Source organism: Microbacterium zouquanmingi, from assembly GCF_052266695.1.
GTDB lineage: Bacteria > Actinomycetota > Actinomycetes > Actinomycetales > Microbacteriaceae > Microbacterium.
Window position 1 is genome coordinate 370,791 of the sequence record NZ_JBQPQZ010000002.1, and the last position, 15,459, is coordinate 386,249.

Below are 15,459 nucleotides of genomic sequence, written 5' to 3' on the forward strand. Positions count from 1 at the left end.
AAGGTGCGCTCGGCCTCGTTGGTAAAGTGATCAGGCCGCGCATCCCGCGGCGTTTCCCCCGCACGACAAGGAGTCACCGTGACCGACGTTCTGCCCGCAGGTTCCCTCGCTGGAAAGGTCGCGCTGGTCACCGGCTCGTCTCGCGGTATCGGTGCCGACACCGTCCGCTACTTCGCCGAGGCCGGCGCGGATGTCGTCATCAACTTCCGCAATAAGGCGCCACGCGCCGAGAAGCTCGCCGCACAGCTGCGTGAGCTCGGCGGCCGTGCGCTCGTCGTCGGCGCGGATCTCACCGACCCGGCATCCGTCTCGGAGATGTTCGAAAGGGTGCGCGCGGAGTACGGAAAGCTCGACGTCCTGGTCCTGAACGCATCCGGTGGCATGGAGGCCGGCATGGCCGAGGACTACGCGCTCGCTCTCAACCGTGACGCGCAGCTCAGCGTTCTCAACAGCGCCCTTCCGCTGCTTGGTGAGGGATCCCGCGTGGTCTTCGTCACGAGCCACCAGGCGCACTTCATCCGCACGACGCCGACGATGCCCGAGTACGAGCCCGTTGCGCTGTCTAAGCGAGCCGGTGAAGACGCGCTGCGTGAGCTCATTCCTTCGCTCGAGGCGAAGGGCATCGGCTTCACCGTGGTGTCGGGTGACATGATCGAGGGCACGATCACCGCTACGCTCCTCGAGCGCGCGAACCCTGGCGCGATCTCTGCGCGTCGTGAGGACGCGGGGCGTCTCTACAACGTTTCGGAGTTCGCCGCGGAGGTGGCTCAGGCTGCTGTCGATCCGGTTCCCGAAGACAACACGCGCCTGATCGGCGACACGAGCGGATTCGTCGCCGAGTAACCAGCGGATATGACAGATGCCCCGCCGGTCGGCGGGGCATCTGTCACTTGTGTGGGGTGGTCAGACCTTTTCAGCGAGGAGGCCCGCGGCCTGCTTCTCATCGCGCCCGAGCGTGATTGCACGGATGATCTGAATGATTCCGAGCACCACGAGAGTGATGCCGAGGACCCACCACAGAGCGACGGCGGCGAGCAGCGGCGAGAACAGCACGATGACGCCGGCGGCGATGCTGAGGATCGCGTAGATGATCGTCCACGCCTTCGAACCGTCTTTGTTCAGGAGGGTGAGCGAGACGATGCCATCGACGATCCAGCTCACACCGAGGAAGATCGCCGTGACGACCGCAAGGGTGATGGTGGCGGCAGCAAGATTCAGGAATGCCACGACACCGGCAACGATGTAGAGCACGCCGAGCGCAATGAAGCCGACGCGCGCCCAGCCGCTCTTCCTGCCAGAGAAGATTCCGAGCCCGACATAGACAAGGCCGGCAATGATCAAGTACGCGGCGATGATGCCCGTGACGATGATTGCGGTTTTCAGGGGCCAGACCAGCAACACGATTCCGGTGATCAGCGCGATCGCTCCGGAGACTCCCAAAGTGACGCGGATCGACTTGAAGAAGGATCTCACCTCGGTGATCGATTCAGGCATGGGAAGCAACTCTCTGTGAGGGGCCTGTGAAAGGTGAGTCCAGAGTAGCGCGCGGAGGGTGTTCGTTGTCGGAAGCCCGTGACAAGATTCTTCACATGACTGAATCGCGTCGTCCTGCTGATGCACACGATCTCATCCAGGTGAGGGGAGCCAGAGAGAACAATCTCAAGAACGTCGATGTCGATATTCCCAAGCGGCGGTTGACCGTGTTCACGGGGGTCTCCGGCTCAGGCAAGAGCTCACTCGTGTTCGATACGATCGCCGCTGAGTCGCGACGCATGATCGACGAGACCTACAGCGCCTTCGTTCAAGGGTTCATGCCTTCGGTCCCGCGACCTGATGTCGACGTCCTCGAGGGGTTGACGACGGCGATCATCGTCGACCAGGAACGCCTCGGCGCGAATCCGCGATCGACCGTGGGGACAGTCACGGATGCCAATGCGATGCTGCGCATTCTGTTCTCGAAGCTCGGCACTCCCTACATCGGTGGACCCACCGCGTTCTCGTTCAACATCCCGACGCAGAAGGCCAGCGGGGTGATGACCGGGCCTGGCGGGGAAAAGAAGATCGTCAAAGATGCGATCTATCTCGGTGGCATGTGTCCGCGTTGCGAGGGTCGGGGGACGGTGTCGGATCTTGACCTCGCGCAGGTCGTCGACGAAACGAAGTCGCTCAACGAGGGCGCGATCATGGTGCCCGGATACACGGCTGACGGGTGGATGGTGAAGGGATTCTCGGAGTCTGGTTTCTATCCTGCAGATAAGCCGATCGAGAACTTCACTGAGAAGCAGCGGCATCTCTTCCTCTATGGCGAGGTCACCAAGGTCAAGATTAGCGGAATCAATATGACCTATGAGGGCTTGATCCCTAAGATCACCAAGTCGATGCTGTCCAAAGACCTCGATGCGCTGCAGCCGCACATCCGTGCGTTCGTGGAGCGCGTAGCATCCTTCACCACCTGCCCGGAGTGCGACGGAACGCGGCTGACAGAGGGCGCACGCTCGTCGAAGATCGACGGAATCAGCATTGCCGATGCGTGCCGGATGCAGGTGACGGACCTCGCGACGTGGGCGGGCACCCTCAGCCTCCCGCAGGCCGGGCCGCTCCTCGACGCGCTCAAGGCCAATCTCGACGCGTTCGTGACGTTGGGACTCGGGTACCTGAGTCTGGATCGTCCGTCAGGAACCCTGAGCGGGGGAGAGGCGCAACGGATCAAGATGCTGCGGCATCTCGGTTCATCGCTGACTGATGTCACCTACGTGTTCGACGAGCCGACGATCGGCCTGCACCCGCACGATATCCAGCGGATGAACTCGCTGCTTCTGAAACTGCGCGACAAGGGCAACACGGTGCTCGTGGTCGAGCACAAGCCCGAGACGATCGAGATCGGCGATCATGTGGTCGACCTCGGTCCCGCAGCCGGAAGCGGGGGAGGGGAGATCTGCTTTGAAGGCACGGTCGACGGGCTCCGTGCCAGTGGCTCGATAACGGGGCGGCATCTCGACGATCGGGCGTCGCTGAAAGCATCCTTCAGAACGCACAACGGAGCGATCGAGATCCACGGGGCGTCTACGAACAATCTCAAGAATGTCGACGTCGACATTCCCAAGGGAGTCCTGACAGTTGTGACCGGCGTTGCGGGGTCAGGAAAGAGTTCGCTGATCCACGGGTCGGTGTCGATGCGCGAGGGCGTGGTGTCGATCGACCAGAGCGCGATCAAGGGGTCGCGTCGCAGCAATCCGGCGACATACACCGGAATGCTCGAACCGATCCGCAAGGCGTTTGCCAAGGCAAATGGCGTGAAGCCGGCGCTGTTCAGCGCGAATTCCGAGGGAGCCTGCCCATCGTGCAAGGGAGCGGGCGTCATCATCACCGAACTCGGGTTCATGGACACGATTGAGACGCCCTGCGAGGACTGCGGTGGCAAGCGGTTCCAGGCGGCGGTGCTCCAGTACAAGATCGGCGGTAAGGACATCACGGAGGTCCTCGACCTTCCAGTCTCCGAGGCCCGCGAGTTCTTCGCACAGCCCGACTCGAAGATTCCTGCGGCGGTCGCGATCCTGGAACGTCTCGACGACGTCGGGCTCGGCTATCTTTCGCTCGGCCAGCCGTTGTCGACCCTGTCGGGTGGCGAGCGTCAGCGCGTCAAGCTCGCGATTCAGATGGGGGGTCAGGGCGATATCTACGTGCTGGATGAGCCGACCTCGGGGCTGCACCTGGCGGACGTCGACAAGATCCTCGGCCTGCTCGACCGGCTCGTGGACGCAGGGAAGACGGTCATCGTCATCGAGCACCATCAGGCGGTTATGGCCCATGGCGACTGGATCATCGACGTAGGTCCCGGCGCCGGGCACGACGGCGGTCGCGTGGTGTTCGAAGGCACTCCGGGCGATCTTGTTGCGGCGAAGTCGACGCTGACGGGTGAGTACCTCGCGGAGTATGTGGGCCGCTGAGAGGGACTGCTCTATGGGACGAACACGATCCGCTCTGCGGACGTCGCGTCCCATTCCGGAGCCACCCGCGCGAGCGGTACCGGCTGAGCGCTTCCACGAGTGCGGGGAGCTCGCCGAGCATCTCCTGCACGGTCACAATGACCAGCAGAAACAGCTACTCGAGCTGGTACGACCGCTACAAACGAGTTAGCCGATAATGCACATTATGTCAGGTTAAAGCTGGAAGCCACTCTCCCTGAGGGATAGATGCCGGTCTCATTAGTCATGTCAGCTACCTCATCGGTCTTGTCAGCCTCCGGAAATGTGGTCCACATCTCGTCGACTTGTCAGTAGCGGTCGCGTCGATGGGTAAAGACCAATCTGCCCTGGCGCGTTGTTCTCCAGGGGCACATGAATCTCCGATCGCCCCCTGCCAGCCCCCGAGCATCGCTCCATGGCGTTGATAGGCTCTCCCCCGATGACGACGCCTGCTGTAGACACAACCGAAGCCGCTGCAAGATGGACCTCTTCACAGATCAAGGACTGGTCGCCGAGGTGGCGGGAGAACTTGGCAGAGTGGTTGGAGCCAGGCCTCGCACTCGTGGGAGATGCCGAATGGGGCGGGCAATTCCGCGACATGGTTCAACTTCCGATCCAGGATCCGCTGGCGTGGGCGAACAGGCGAGTTGAGCTGGCGGATGGCCATTGGGCGATCGTAGGTATTCGGTTCCGTGGGCAAGACATCGAAAAGCCCTTCGTTGATGTCCTTGCGACATCTCTGGTGCCGAATCCAGAAGGGATCGCGGCGCTCAGTGCAGTTATGCCGCACTTCGATGATTTTTCGCCCCTGTGCTTCCGTGTGAATCTGCCTTCCCTTGACGAACGATTTCTGGCGCTTGAAGATTCTGTCGTGGATGCGGGGCGCGTGACACCGGATCTACTGATCGTCGCGCGACCAGTGGTGGAGATGCTTGCTCAGTCGCTCGCCCACCGGCATGACGATGTCACCCTCGAAAGGTGTGACCCTGAACGAGCAGCGCAACGTGTCGCCGCAATCTACGCAGAGCTCACCCCGTCGCGACCTCAGCTCGATCAATGGGCCACGCCAGCCGATGCCGACGCGCTGGAGGATGCAGCTGAAGAAGGTCTCCTCTTCGACATCTTGGTGGACGGCACCTCAGCGGGCATCGTCGCCGCCGCACGCGAAGATGCCTACGGATTCACTGGTTTTTGCATGCAGGAGATCGCGATCGACTCAGCACATCGTGGACAGCGGATAGGGATCGCTGCGCTACAACGGCTGTGCCGGGCGGTTCCTGCGAACCCTAATGATCTGCTGTGGGGCCACATCCACCCCGACAACGTCCCATCCCTGCGCAATGCGCAGGAAAGCGGACGAAAGGTCGTGACGGCTCACGTATGGGTCACCCCGAGTGGGTACCCAGGAATGCCTGGATAGCCAGGGCGCTCACCGGCTAACGCCGCGTAGCGGTGCCCGGGGATCCGCAGATCATGATTCGCATCCTCGCCAAAGGTGGTCTACTGTTCTTAATCACCAGAACAGTGGGGAGTGCGATGCGAGTTGTGGTGTCGATGGCCTCGGCTACGCCGATCTACGAGCAGATCAGAAGGCAGGTGCGCTCATCGATCCTTTCGGGCGAGGTGCACCCAGGGCAGACCCTGCCGTCGCTGCGGCAACTCGCCGCAGACCTCCGCGTGAGCGTCATCACCGTTACCCGCGCATACAACGACCTCGTGGCGGAGGGCCTCGTGCACAGTCAGCACGGTCGCGGCTTCGTGGTCTTGGACGTCGCGCCCGATATCGCATCTGCCGCGCTGCGCGCACGGGTGGATGACACGCTGCGCGAGATCGTCATCGCCGCTCGACAAGCCCGATTGAGTCTGACCGACATCCACAACCATCTCGATGAGATCTGGAGGAAAGATGACTGATTACGTGGCGAAGATCACGGACCTGCACGTACGACGGCCGACCTTCGAAGTCGACGGCGTCTCACTCACGCTTTCTCGCGGCACCGTCGTCGGCCTCGTTGGCCCCAACGGGGCTGGGAAGACCACGGTCATTCGCGCCCTGCTCGGCCTGTTGATTCCCGAATCGGGTGGGGTCGAGGTCTTCGGGCATCCTGCGGGCGCACCGCATGCGCTCGAGCGCACCGGCATCGTCCTCGATCATCCGACCGCTGCCCCGGAGTGGCGCGTGAACTCACTCGGGCGGCGTCTCGCACCGTTCTACCCACGGTGGAACAGCGAACGGTTCAGTCAGTTGCTCGACCGGCTCTCGGTGCCTCCGGGTCAACGCGTAGGCGACCTGTCGCGAGGGCAAGGTGTGAAGTTCTCGTTAGCCGTGGCGCTCGCACAGTCGCCTGAGCTGCTGATCCTCGACGAGCCGTCCAGCGGCCTCGATCCAGCCAGTCGCCGAATCATCGGGGACCTCATCCGTGAGTTCATGCTCGACCCGTCCCACACCGTGTTGTTCTCGACCCACATCACGACAGAGCTCGACAGCCTCGCCGATGAGCTCGTCGTCCTCGTCGATGGTCGCATCGCCTATCAGGGCGCGCTCCTCGACGCCGTTGAGGAGTTCGCGATGGCCCGGGGTTCCGGCCCCGCGCCCACGGCTCCCTTCATCAGTCTGGAACGCTCAGGCGACCAATGGTCCGCGCTGATCCGACTGTCTGACTCTGCAGCATTCGGCCAGGAGGTGATCATCGATTCGGCAAGCATCGACGACATCGTTATCCACCTCGCGTCCCAGCGACGGGAGGTCGCCGCATGATCGCCGCATTCACTCGACTGGACCTGTCCTCCTGGTTCCCCCGCACGCAGACGACCCTCACCTTGCTCTTCGTCGTCGCGGTGGGCGTGCTGCTTCCCGTACCAGGGATGGCGATCATCGCATCGGCTCTCGTCACATCATTGATGGTGTCGGCGCCGTTCCTCGGCGATGAGCGGGGGCGCTTGGACACTCTCTACGGAGTGCTGCCGGTTTCTCGCAGCACCGTTGTGATCGGACGCACAGTGTCGATCATCGCCTATTACCTCGTGGCAGCAGCGCTGGCAACAGCGGTCACCGTCATAAGCGCGATGGTACGGGGTGGGCAGACCGACACTGAAGTGCTGCTCATCGCCCACACCGTCGCGCTGGCGTTCGTTGGGCTGTCGATGGCACTGCAGCTCCCCGTCCTCTTTCGTATCGGCTACACGCGGGGTCGCCTGATGGCTTACACCCCGGCGTTCGCCGTGGCGGGCATCGCTTGGCTTCTGCAGACGACAGGCACACTCGCTCCCGTTCAGGAGGCTTTCGAACGAGTCCCCGTCGCGGCGATTGGCGGAGGCGGTGCACTGATCGGCATCCTCGGGATCATCTGCGCGATCATCGTCTCCGCGCGGCTCTATCGCACCCGGGAGCTGTGACGGCGCCCTCGCCCAGGTTTCTTCAGCGACGTTCATCAATCACTGACATCAGCCCAGACAGAAGCCCAGCAGGACGTCGCGAGTGGCAGCGGGGCGCCGCGTGGGCCTTCACGGGCGATGCGCCTCGTCTTGGTACTACCGCGATTCGAGTCCAGACGTCACGAGCCGATCACTCCGACGGATCCGACGACGCGTGGCACCGCGGCATATCCTGGTCGAATGAACCAGGACGGGAGCGCATCGCTCAGGTCGCTCGGTCCGAGTATCCGCGCGTCGTCCGAGCCCAATAGAGCCGTCCATTCGACGTCGCCGCGCCAATATCGCGTCAACGAACGCAGCGAACAGCGCACATCGATCGCGATCTCGTATCCGGGGTCTGCATCGCACACGTCCGCCACTCCGTTATGAATCACCAGCCACCATTGACGCTGGCCAGGGCGAGCGTCAGGAAACTGGAGTGCGATGACGGTGCGCGTCAAAGGGGCGGTCGCGCAATCCAGGTTGCGGTGCATGTCCCAGAGGAGAAGCTTCGGGTCGAGGTCGGCGTCGCCCAGCTCCCCGATCCACCGGATGCCCCACATGGAGAGCTGCTCGACGACGGGATGCAACTCTTCGCCGGCCCGGGTCAGCGCGTACCGCACGTCGGCGCCATCGCGCACGCGCTCGATCAGACCTGCGTGCTGCAACTGATCCAGTCGGTGCGACAGCAGCGTCGGCGACATCCGTGGAAGACCACGACGCAGTTCATTGAAATGCGTCGCGCCGAGCAGGAACTCGCGGAGCATCAGCATCGTCCAGCGCTCGTCCAGCAGCTCCATCGCCTTGGCGACAGGGCAGAACTGGTAGTACGGCGCGCCCACGCAACAAACGATAGACCTGGTACAGATCTGATACTAGAGCGGTCACGACCGCCTTCGTAGCGTGAGGAGCATCACAACAAGGAGGACATCATGGAGATCACAACCGCAGAGACTCAAGCCGACGCCAACCTCGCCTTGAAAGCGAAGCACAGGGCGGTATGGGCGCTCGGCGACTACGCCGCCGTCGCCAGAGAAGTGATTCCCGAGCTCGGGCACGTGCTCGTCGCATCCGCCGGGGTCGCTCGTGGGGATCAGGTGCTCGATATCGCGGCGGGAACAGGCAACGCAGCACTCAAAGCAGCTCGCGTCGGCGCATCCGTCGTCGCAAGTGACTTGACGCCGGAACTGCTCGAAGTCGGACGAAGCGAGGCCGAGACGGAAGGCATCGAGCTGGTGTTCGAGCGAGCGGATGCCGAGGCGCTCCCCTACCCGGACGCATCCTTCGACGTCGTGCTCTCCTGCGTGGGCGTCATGTTCGCTCCGCACCATGCGCAGGCAGCGCGCGAACTCACGCGAGTTCTGCGCCCGGGCGGGCGTCTCGCATTGATCAACTGGACGCCGGAAGGATTCATCGGTCAGCTGTTCCGCACACTCAAGGCCTTCGTGCCCGCCCCACCTGCCGGCGTGCAACCGCCACCGCTGTGGGGCGACGAAGGCTATGTTCGCGAACTGCTCGGGAACCGGGTGACGGATCTCACGCTCGAGAGACGTGAGCTGCGCGTTGATCGATTCGCGACAGTCGATGAGTTCCGTGACTTCTTCCGTGATCTGTATGGGCCGACTGCTGCTGCGTATCGCGCGGCAGCGCTGAACGGGCGCACTGCCGAGCTCGACACTGCGATGCGCGCTCTCGCCGAGCAGCACCTCGACGACGGTGCAATGGCGTGGGAGTATCTGCTCGTCACAGCCCGCGGCGTGTGAGTGCCGTGGCCCAAGGCGGTGCGGCGACACCCCGCGCGTAAACTGAGGCGCGTGCGCACCACTCCCTCCTCCCCTGGTTCCACAGTCGGGTCGAGGGCATGGCTGATTTGGATCGTCGGCGTCGCCGCCTACATGCTCGCGGTCGCCAACCGCACCTCTCTCGGCGCCGTAGGCGTGGATGCGGCAGAGAGATTCCATGCGGATGCCGCGACGCTCTCCCTCTTCGCCGTCGTGCAGCTCGCGGTGTACGGCGGAATGCAGATCCCGATCGGGGTATTCCTCGACAAGTACGGTGCGCGACCGATCATCACCCTCGGGATGGTGCTCATGGCCGCAGGACAGCTGATCATGGCCATCTCCCCGAGCATCGGGATCGCGATCCTCGCGCGCGTCCTGCTCGGTGCGGGCGACGCCATGGTCTTTCCCGCGGTGCTGCGTTTGATCGCGACCTGGTTCCCTGCGCAGCGCGGCCCGCTGATGGTGCAACTGACCGGGGTGATCGGTCAGGCCGGTCAGCTGATCGCGCTGATCCCGGTCGCGGCGCTCTTGCACGCCACGACGTGGACCATCACGTTCGGCAGCATCGCCGGCCTCGGCATCCTGTTCGCGATCCTCGTCTTCGCCCTTATTCGCAACCGACCGCCTGAGATCGACGAGGACGTGACGGTCAACACTGACACCGGCGTCGTGCACGTGGTCACGTCGACGATCGATACCGGCGTGGGCATCCGTGCGGCGTGGGCGCACCCTGGCACGCGCCTCGCGTTCTGGTCGCATTTCGCAACACCGTTCGCGGGTACGGCCTTCGTCCTCCTTTGGGGAATGCCGTTCTTGACGGCGGGTGAGGGCCTCTCCCCCACTGCGGCGGCAACACTGATCTCGGTATATGTCGCTGTCGGAATGTGTCTCGGCCCCATCCTCGGCGAGCTCTCGCGCCGCAATCCGAACCAACGATCCGTCGCACTCGTGCTGCCGACGATCGGCGTTCAGATGCTCGCGTGGATTGCCGTCATCGTCTACCCTGGCCCAGCACCGCTGTGGCTTCTGTATGTCCTCGCGATAGCTCTCGCCACAGGTGGTCCGGCATCTATGATCGCCTTCGATCACGCACGCACGCATAATCCGGCCCACCGGTTGAGCACGGCAACAGGGCTGACGAATGCCGGCGGCTTCATCGCCGCCCTCACCGCAGTATTCCTGATCGGGCTTGTGCTCGATCTGCAGGGTGCAGGAACCCCCGACACCTACTCGCGTGAGGCGTTCCGTCTTGCGTTCCTCACGCAGGTGCCGCTCTGGCTGCTCGGCGTCGTCTTCATCCTCATTGAGCGCAAGCGCACCAGAATCCGGATGGGGCTCGACCCGGAACCGGTGCGCCGCTCACGGTCACGTAGATGAGCGCCTAGAGCGATGTGTCGTCCGGTGCGCTCGTCGACCGGCGAGTCGTCTGCGTGCCAGCCCCGGGGCCGACGGCGGTACGCGTGACGGAGTTCGTCTGCCGACGTCGAGCGACGAGGATCAGACCGATGATGAAGACGACGGCGCCTGCACCCATCAGGATGTATCCGATCAGGTCCAGGTTTGCCCAGGACACCTCGATGTTGATTGCGAATGCAAGGATCGCGCCGATCACGAACAGGGCGATTCCGGTACCTATGCTCATCGTCATCCCTTCCAGTGCCGCAGGTGGGCACTCATCCAGGGTCGCAACCCTGCGAGAACTCGATGATCGCAGTAATTCGAATGCTCAGCAACGGGTTGACATGACAGGGCACTCGGCACTGCTGTGCGGTCAGCGGCGCGGTGTCCACCCTGACGGCAGCCGACCGCTGCCCGACGCTCGCTCTTGATCGGCTGCCGCCGACCATCCCTGCGCAGCGTCCACGCTGTCGAAGCCACCTCGCGCCAGCCGCATCCCGACATCCTCATGGTGCATCCGGGGCGCTCCCCCGCGTCGGACAGACGCACGGACGCTCCAGGCGTCGTCGGCGTATCCCCCACCCCGGAAGACCCGGTACTCGTCGTAGCGGGCAGGATCCAGAAGATCCCAGCACCACTCCCACACGTTGCCGAGCGTGTCGAACAGCCCGTGGAGATTCGGGAGCTTCCCTCCGATGTTCTGTGGGGAGGTCACCCCGTCAGCCGCAGTCCACGCGACTTCGGTGAGCGGGCCATAGTGGGGTCCCACAGAACCTGCACGACACGCGTACTCCCACTCTGCTTCCGTCGGCAGGCGATAGCCGTCGCTGTCGACACGCCAGGCGATCTGCTCTCCATCGAACGAGTAGGCCGAATCCAGACCCTCCCACTCGGATGCTGCGTTGCAGAAACGGATGGCACGCAGCCAACTGAGACCCGTCGCGGGCCTGCGAGGATGCTGGCCGGCGACCCCGAGGATCTCCGAGAACTGCTCCTCGGCGACCGGATACACACCGATCTCGAATGGTTCGAGATCGACAGTCCGACGCGTCTTTCGACGTGCGTCGCTGAGAGTGACGCTTCCGCCCGGGAGACGGGCCATCTCGATATCGGTCATTCCTCCTGCGCTTTCGCACCCTCTGGCAGTTTCACGTCGAAGATGCGCATGAAGAACTGACAGAGCGGACCGACGAGCAACGCGAATGCGAGGGTTCCGATCCCGACGTTGCCGCCCAGAGCCCAGCCGATTGCCACCACGATGATCTCAAGGCCGGTGCGTACGAGCCAGATCGGCCGCCCAGTGCGGGCATGGAGACCTGTCATCAGTCCATCACGCGGGCCGGGACCGAAGCGCGCGCCGATGTACAGCCCCGTCGCGGCAGCCAAGACGAAGAGTCCGATGACGAAGAACCCGATCCGCAGCCACAGCGGCTGATTGACAGGGATGAGCAGGAGCCCGACGTCGGCAGAAGGGCCAACCAGCAGAGCATTCAGAATCGTACCCACGCCGTATCTCTGACGCAGTGGCAACCACAGGATGAGCACCACCACGCTCGTCAGAATGGTGATGACGCCGAATGACAGCGGCACGTGCAACGCGATCCCCTGGGAAAGCACATCCCATGGCGCAGCACCGATCTCACCGCGCACCATGAAGGCGATGCCGATCCCGTACAGGAACAGGCCGATCAGCAGCTGCACGATCCGGCGTGGAAGCCGCCGACCGCGCACGGAGCTCACTGAGGCGCCCGTTCCACCCACGTCGGATACTTCGCGGCACGCCCATCTCCCGACGATGTGCGAGTGATGCGCCGCCTCATCCACGGACCAACATGTTGACGGTAGTACGCGAGACCCGCTGGGCCATTCGAAGCAGAACTCGGCGCCCACCACTCGGCTGGTGGCTCGTAGCCCAGCGCATGCAGCACCCGCGCTGCCACGCGGTGGTGTCCGTTCGTGTTCATGTGCAGCCGGTCTTCAGACCAATAGGCGCCGGCAGACAGCTCGCGGTCGGGCCAGTTCAATGCGCGGACCACGTCATCACGGTCCGCGATTCGGCGCAGCACTGCGGCCGAGAGCTCGTCACCGCGACGCTGAATCAGCGACCCCATCGGAAGCTGGCCCGCGGGGTTCGCACCGGAGAGCAGAATCACGCGGACGCCCTGCTCATCACAGCGCCGCATCACTCGTGAAAAGGTATCGGCGATGTGCTCCACGTTCGTACGTGGGCGGAGCATGTCATTGCCGCCGCCGTTGAACGACAAGTGTGTCGGTCTCAGTGCGAGTGCCGGCTCCAGCTGCTCTTCGATGATGGGCCAGGCGAGCTTGCCGCGGATTGCGAAGTTCGCATACTGGATGGGATGGCCTGCGGCGTCCGCCCAGCCCTGCGCTGCGATATCTGCCCAGCCGCGCACTCGTCCATCGGGCAGCTCATCGCCCACCCCTTCGGTGAACGAGTCCCCGATCGCTACGAACCTCACATCAGCCACTCACTCAGCCTATTGCCGTCGTGCGGCCTGTCACGTCATCGGTCATCGAGAGACTGGCCGCGTCGATCGACCAGGCCCCACGCGGCCACGGCCGCGACGATGAAGAAGAGTGCGAAGACCACGAAGAGCATCGGGGCTCCGCCGAGCCCGAGAACGACGGGAACGAGCAACGGCGCGATGATCGATGCGATCCGTCCGACACCGGCCGCCCACCCCGATCCCGTGCCGCGCATCGAGGTCGGATAGATCTCCGGTGTGACCGCGTAGAGCGCACCCCATGCGCCGAGGTTGAAGAAGGACAGCGCCATGCCGGATCCGATGATCGCCGCATCCCCGCTCGCTGTGCCGAAGAACACCGCCGAGACAGCGGAGCCGACGAGGAAGACCGAGAGCGTGGCCCGGCGCCCCCACACTTCGATGAGCCAGGCGGCCACCGCGTAGCCTGGCAGCTGAGCGAGCGTGATCACCAACGTGAAGCCGAAGGATCGGACAAGATCGTACCCCGCATCCACGAGAATGCTGGGGATCCAGATGAACGCCCCGTAATAGGCGAAGTTGACGCAGAACCACACCAGCCACAGGCACAGGGTTCGCGTGCGGAACTCAGCCGACCAGAGCTTTTGCAACCGAGCACTCGCCGTGATGGCGAGCATCCGCCCCGGCGAGTCGGGGATCTTGGTGGGTGGCGTCACAACCCCGGCATCCGCTTCGAACTTCTCGATGATGCGCTCGGCTTCACCCATCCGTCCCCGTGATGCGAGCCAACGCGGCGACTCCGGCAGACCCCAGCGAACCACGAGAGCGTACACCGCGGGTATCGCGCCGAGCGCGAACGCCCAGCGCCACCCGTCGTCAGAGAGAGGGATGACGAAGTAGCCGATCAGCGCTGCTGCCGTCCAGCCGACTGCCCAGAAGGCCTCAAGGATCACGATCAGCCGTCCGCGGATCCGCGCCGGTGCGAACTCGCTCACGTACGTCGATGCCACCGGGAGCTCGGCGCCGAGCCCGAGACCGACGAAGAACCTCAGCACCAGCAGAATCGCCACCCCGCCGACCAGGGCACTTGCGCCGGTGGCCGCGCCGTAGATCAGAAGGGTGATGGCGAAGACCTGACGCCGCCCGAACCGGTCCGCGAGCAGGCCGCCGAGACTGGCGCCGAGCGCCATCCCGATGAATCCCACGGACGCGATCCACCCGCTCTCTGCCTTGCTGATATCCCACTGCTGGGTGAGCGCGGCGAGGATGAACGAGATGAGACCGACATCCATCGCATCCAGTGCCCACCCGAGCCCTGACCCCGTCAGCAGGCGCGCGTGCCGCCGAGTGAACGGCAGATCATCGAGGCGAGCAGCGAGATTCGCTCTGCTGGGCAACGGGCCGGTCATGACAGCAGCGCACGAACACGCGGGATGACCTCGGTGCCGTAGAGCTCGATGCTCTGCATCATCTGATCATGACCGAGTGTGCCCGTGGCGTACTTCAGATCAAATCGGCTGATGCCGAGTGTGCGGATGGTGTCGGCGATCTTGTTCGCCACCCGTTCGGGAGCGCCGGAGTAGATCGCGCCGGCGGGGCCGACGTCGTTCTGGAATCGTGCGCGGCTGTAGGTCGGCCAGCCGCGCTCTCTTCCGATGGTGTTGTTCATCGCTTCGAACCCGCTGTACGCGGCATCCCACGCCTCTTCGTCGGTGCGTGCGATGTGGCCGGGCGAGTGAACGGCGATCTGATGCTGCGGTGTCCCGAACGTCGAAGTCGCACGGTGATACAGCTCGACGAGCGGCACAAAACGCTCGGCAGGTCCGCCGATGATCGCCAGCATCAGACCCAGACCGTGGCGCGCCACGCGCACGACGGACTCCGGGCTGCCGCCGACGCCCACCCAGGTGCGCAGCCCCGCCTCGGTCTTGGGGAAGACGTCTGCATTCTCCAGGTCTGCCCGCATCGTTCCAGACCAGGTCACCGGCTGCTCCTTCAAGAGCTCGACGAAGAGTTCGAGCTTCTCCTCGAAGAGCGCTTCATAGTCACGCAGCTCGAATCCGAACAGCGGGAAGGACTCCGTGAACGAACCCCGGCCGAGCACAACTTCTGCGCGCCCCGATGAGAGCGCATCGAGGGTCGAGAAGCGCTCGAACACTCGAACCGGATCATCCGACGAGAGCACCGTCACGGCGGTGCCGAGGCGGATGCGCTCGGTACGCGCGGCGATCGCGGCCAACACCATCTCAGGAGCTGACACCGCGAACTCGACGCGATGATGCTCCCCCACGCCGAAGAAATCGACGCCGACGCTGTCCGCGAGTTCTGCTTGCGCGACGATGTTGCGGATCGTCTGGGCAGCTGTCAGAAGCTCCCCATCGGCGCCGCGGGTGATGTCGCCGAAGGTGTCGAGACCGAATTCAAGATTCATGGCGC

Annotated in this window: 16 protein-coding genes; 8 read left to right on the forward strand and 8 right to left on the reverse strand. The window is 63.9% G+C overall.

The annotated features are described in order from the left end of the window. Positions 1–78 precede the first annotated feature (78 nt). A complete protein-coding gene (locus ACTU6U_RS05960) occupies positions 79–843 on the forward strand; it encodes an SDR family oxidoreductase (RefSeq protein WP_443468243.1) in 765 nt (254 codons plus the stop codon). Between the two features lie 60 nt (positions 844–903). Here the strand turns inward: ACTU6U_RS05960 and ACTU6U_RS05965 are convergent, their stop codons facing one another. After that, positions 904–1,494, reverse strand: a complete 591-nt coding sequence (locus ACTU6U_RS05965; RefSeq protein WP_443468244.1) for an HdeD family acid-resistance protein — start codon at positions 1,492–1,494, stop codon at positions 904–906. A gap of 95 nt (positions 1,495–1,589) precedes the next feature. Between ACTU6U_RS05965 and ACTU6U_RS05970 the strand changes: the two genes are divergently transcribed. The 5 genes from ACTU6U_RS05970 (at position 1,590) to ACTU6U_RS05990 (ending at position 7,361) form a co-directional block, all read left to right on the forward strand. Next, positions 1,590–3,947, forward strand: coding sequence for an ATP-binding cassette domain-containing protein (locus tag ACTU6U_RS05970; protein ID WP_443468245.1), 2,358 nt, complete (start codon positions 1,590–1,592; stop codon positions 3,945–3,947). A 457-nt stretch (positions 3,948–4,404) separates the two neighbouring features. Next, on the forward strand, positions 4,405–5,385 hold the full coding sequence (locus ACTU6U_RS05975) for a GNAT family N-acetyltransferase (RefSeq protein WP_443468246.1): 981 nt from the start codon (positions 4,405–4,407) through the stop codon (positions 5,383–5,385). A 53-nt stretch (positions 5,386–5,438) separates the two neighbouring features. Further along, positions 5,439–5,879, forward strand: coding sequence for a GntR family transcriptional regulator (locus tag ACTU6U_RS05980; protein WP_443468247.1), 441 nt, complete (start codon positions 5,439–5,441; stop codon positions 5,877–5,879). Then, complete coding sequence (locus tag ACTU6U_RS05985; protein WP_443468248.1) at positions 5,872–6,723, forward strand: ABC transporter ATP-binding protein; 852 nt, start codon at positions 5,872–5,874, stop codon at positions 6,721–6,723. The genes ACTU6U_RS05980 and ACTU6U_RS05985 overlap by 8 nt, the downstream gene beginning before the upstream one ends. Beyond that, positions 6,720–7,361, forward strand: coding sequence for an ABC-2 transporter permease (locus ACTU6U_RS05990; RefSeq protein ID WP_443468249.1), 642 nt, complete (start codon positions 6,720–6,722; stop codon positions 7,359–7,361). Before ACTU6U_RS05985 ends, ACTU6U_RS05990 begins: the two co-directional genes overlap by 4 nt. 158 nt (positions 7,362–7,519) lie before the next feature. Here ACTU6U_RS05990 and ACTU6U_RS05995 read toward each other — a convergent pair whose 3' ends face one another. Next, positions 7,520–8,221 (reverse strand): winged helix-turn-helix transcriptional regulator, encoded by a 702-nt coding sequence (locus ACTU6U_RS05995; RefSeq protein WP_443468250.1) that lies wholly within the window; start codon positions 8,219–8,221, stop codon positions 7,520–7,522. A 90-nt stretch (positions 8,222–8,311) separates the two neighbouring features. Here ACTU6U_RS05995 and ACTU6U_RS06000 point away from each other — a divergent pair, with 90 nt between their 5' ends. Beyond that, entirely contained in the window at positions 8,312–9,142 is an 831-nt protein-coding gene (locus tag ACTU6U_RS06000; RefSeq protein ID WP_443468251.1) for a class I SAM-dependent methyltransferase, read from the forward strand. A gap of 132 nt (positions 9,143–9,274) precedes the next feature. Then, positions 9,275–10,537 (forward strand): MFS transporter, encoded by a 1,263-nt coding sequence (locus ACTU6U_RS06005; protein WP_443468433.1) that lies wholly within the window; start codon positions 9,275–9,277, stop codon positions 10,535–10,537. Positions 10,538–10,541: 4 nt separating this feature from the next. Here the strand turns inward: ACTU6U_RS06005 and ACTU6U_RS06010 are convergent, their stop codons facing one another. The 6 genes from ACTU6U_RS06010 to ACTU6U_RS06035 form a co-directional block, all read right to left on the reverse strand. After that, positions 10,542–10,802, reverse strand: a complete 261-nt coding sequence (locus ACTU6U_RS06010) for a DUF6458 family protein (protein WP_443468252.1) — start codon at positions 10,800–10,802, stop codon at positions 10,542–10,544. A gap of 129 nt (positions 10,803–10,931) precedes the next feature. Further along, positions 10,932–11,675, reverse strand: a complete 744-nt coding sequence (locus tag ACTU6U_RS06015) for a formylglycine-generating enzyme family protein (protein WP_443468253.1) — start codon at positions 11,673–11,675, stop codon at positions 10,932–10,934. After that, the gene (gene yczE, locus ACTU6U_RS06020) at positions 11,672–12,298 is read right to left on the reverse strand and encodes a membrane protein YczE (protein ID WP_443468254.1); all 627 of its coding nucleotides are present in this window, start codon (positions 12,296–12,298) and stop codon (positions 11,672–11,674) included. The genes ACTU6U_RS06015 and yczE overlap by 4 nt, the downstream gene beginning before the upstream one ends. Beyond that, positions 12,295–13,047 carry an SGNH/GDSL hydrolase family protein gene (locus tag ACTU6U_RS06025; protein ID WP_443468255.1) on the reverse strand — a complete coding sequence of 251 codons (753 nt, stop codon included), beginning with the start codon at positions 13,045–13,047 and terminating at the stop codon, positions 12,295–12,297. The genes yczE and ACTU6U_RS06025 overlap by 4 nt, the downstream gene beginning before the upstream one ends. 35 nt (positions 13,048–13,082) lie before the next feature. Beyond that, positions 13,083–14,432, reverse strand: a complete 1,350-nt coding sequence (locus tag ACTU6U_RS06030) for an MFS transporter (RefSeq protein WP_443468256.1) — start codon at positions 14,430–14,432, stop codon at positions 13,083–13,085. Then, positions 14,429–15,454 (reverse strand): LLM class flavin-dependent oxidoreductase, encoded by a 1,026-nt coding sequence (locus ACTU6U_RS06035; protein WP_443468257.1) that lies wholly within the window; start codon positions 15,452–15,454, stop codon positions 14,429–14,431. The genes ACTU6U_RS06030 and ACTU6U_RS06035 overlap by 4 nt, the downstream gene beginning before the upstream one ends. Positions 15,455–15,459: the final 5 nt, after the last annotated feature.

Excerpts from the sequence above, each read along its gene's own strand:
- ACTU6U_RS05965 (WP_443468244.1), bottom strand. The coding sequence starts at position 1,494 with ATGCCTGAATCGATCACCGAGGTGAGATCCTTCTTCAAGTCGATCCGC.
- ACTU6U_RS05970 (WP_443468245.1), top strand. The coding sequence starts at position 1,590 with ATGACTGAATCGCGTCGTCCTGCTGATGCACACGATCTCATCCAGGTG.
- ACTU6U_RS05975 (WP_443468246.1), top strand. The coding sequence starts at position 4,405 with ATGACGACGCCTGCTGTAGACACAACCGAAGCCGCTGCAAGATGGACC.
- ACTU6U_RS05980 (WP_443468247.1), top strand. The coding sequence starts at position 5,439 with ATGATTCGCATCCTCGCCAAAGGTGGTCTACTGTTCTTAATCACCAGA.
- ACTU6U_RS05985 (WP_443468248.1), top strand. The coding sequence starts at position 5,872 with ATGACTGATTACGTGGCGAAGATCACGGACCTGCACGTACGACGGCCG.
- ACTU6U_RS05990 (WP_443468249.1), top strand. The coding sequence starts at position 6,720 with ATGATCGCCGCATTCACTCGACTGGACCTGTCCTCCTGGTTCCCCCGC.
- ACTU6U_RS06000 (WP_443468251.1), top strand. The coding sequence starts at position 8,312 with ATGGAGATCACAACCGCAGAGACTCAAGCCGACGCCAACCTCGCCTTG.
- ACTU6U_RS06005 (WP_443468433.1), top strand. The coding sequence starts at position 9,275 with ATGCTCGCGGTCGCCAACCGCACCTCTCTCGGCGCCGTAGGCGTGGAT.
- ACTU6U_RS06010 (WP_443468252.1), bottom strand. The coding sequence starts at position 10,802 with ATGAGCATAGGTACCGGAATCGCCCTGTTCGTGATCGGCGCGATCCTT.
- ACTU6U_RS06015 (WP_443468253.1), bottom strand. The coding sequence starts at position 11,675 with ATGACCGATATCGAGATGGCCCGTCTCCCGGGCGGAAGCGTCACTCTC.
- ACTU6U_RS06030 (WP_443468256.1), bottom strand. The coding sequence starts at position 14,432 with ATGACCGGCCCGTTGCCCAGCAGAGCGAATCTCGCTGCTCGCCTCGAT.
- ACTU6U_RS06035 (WP_443468257.1), bottom strand. The coding sequence starts at position 15,454 with ATGAATCTTGAATTCGGTCTCGACACCTTCGGCGACATCACCCGCGGC.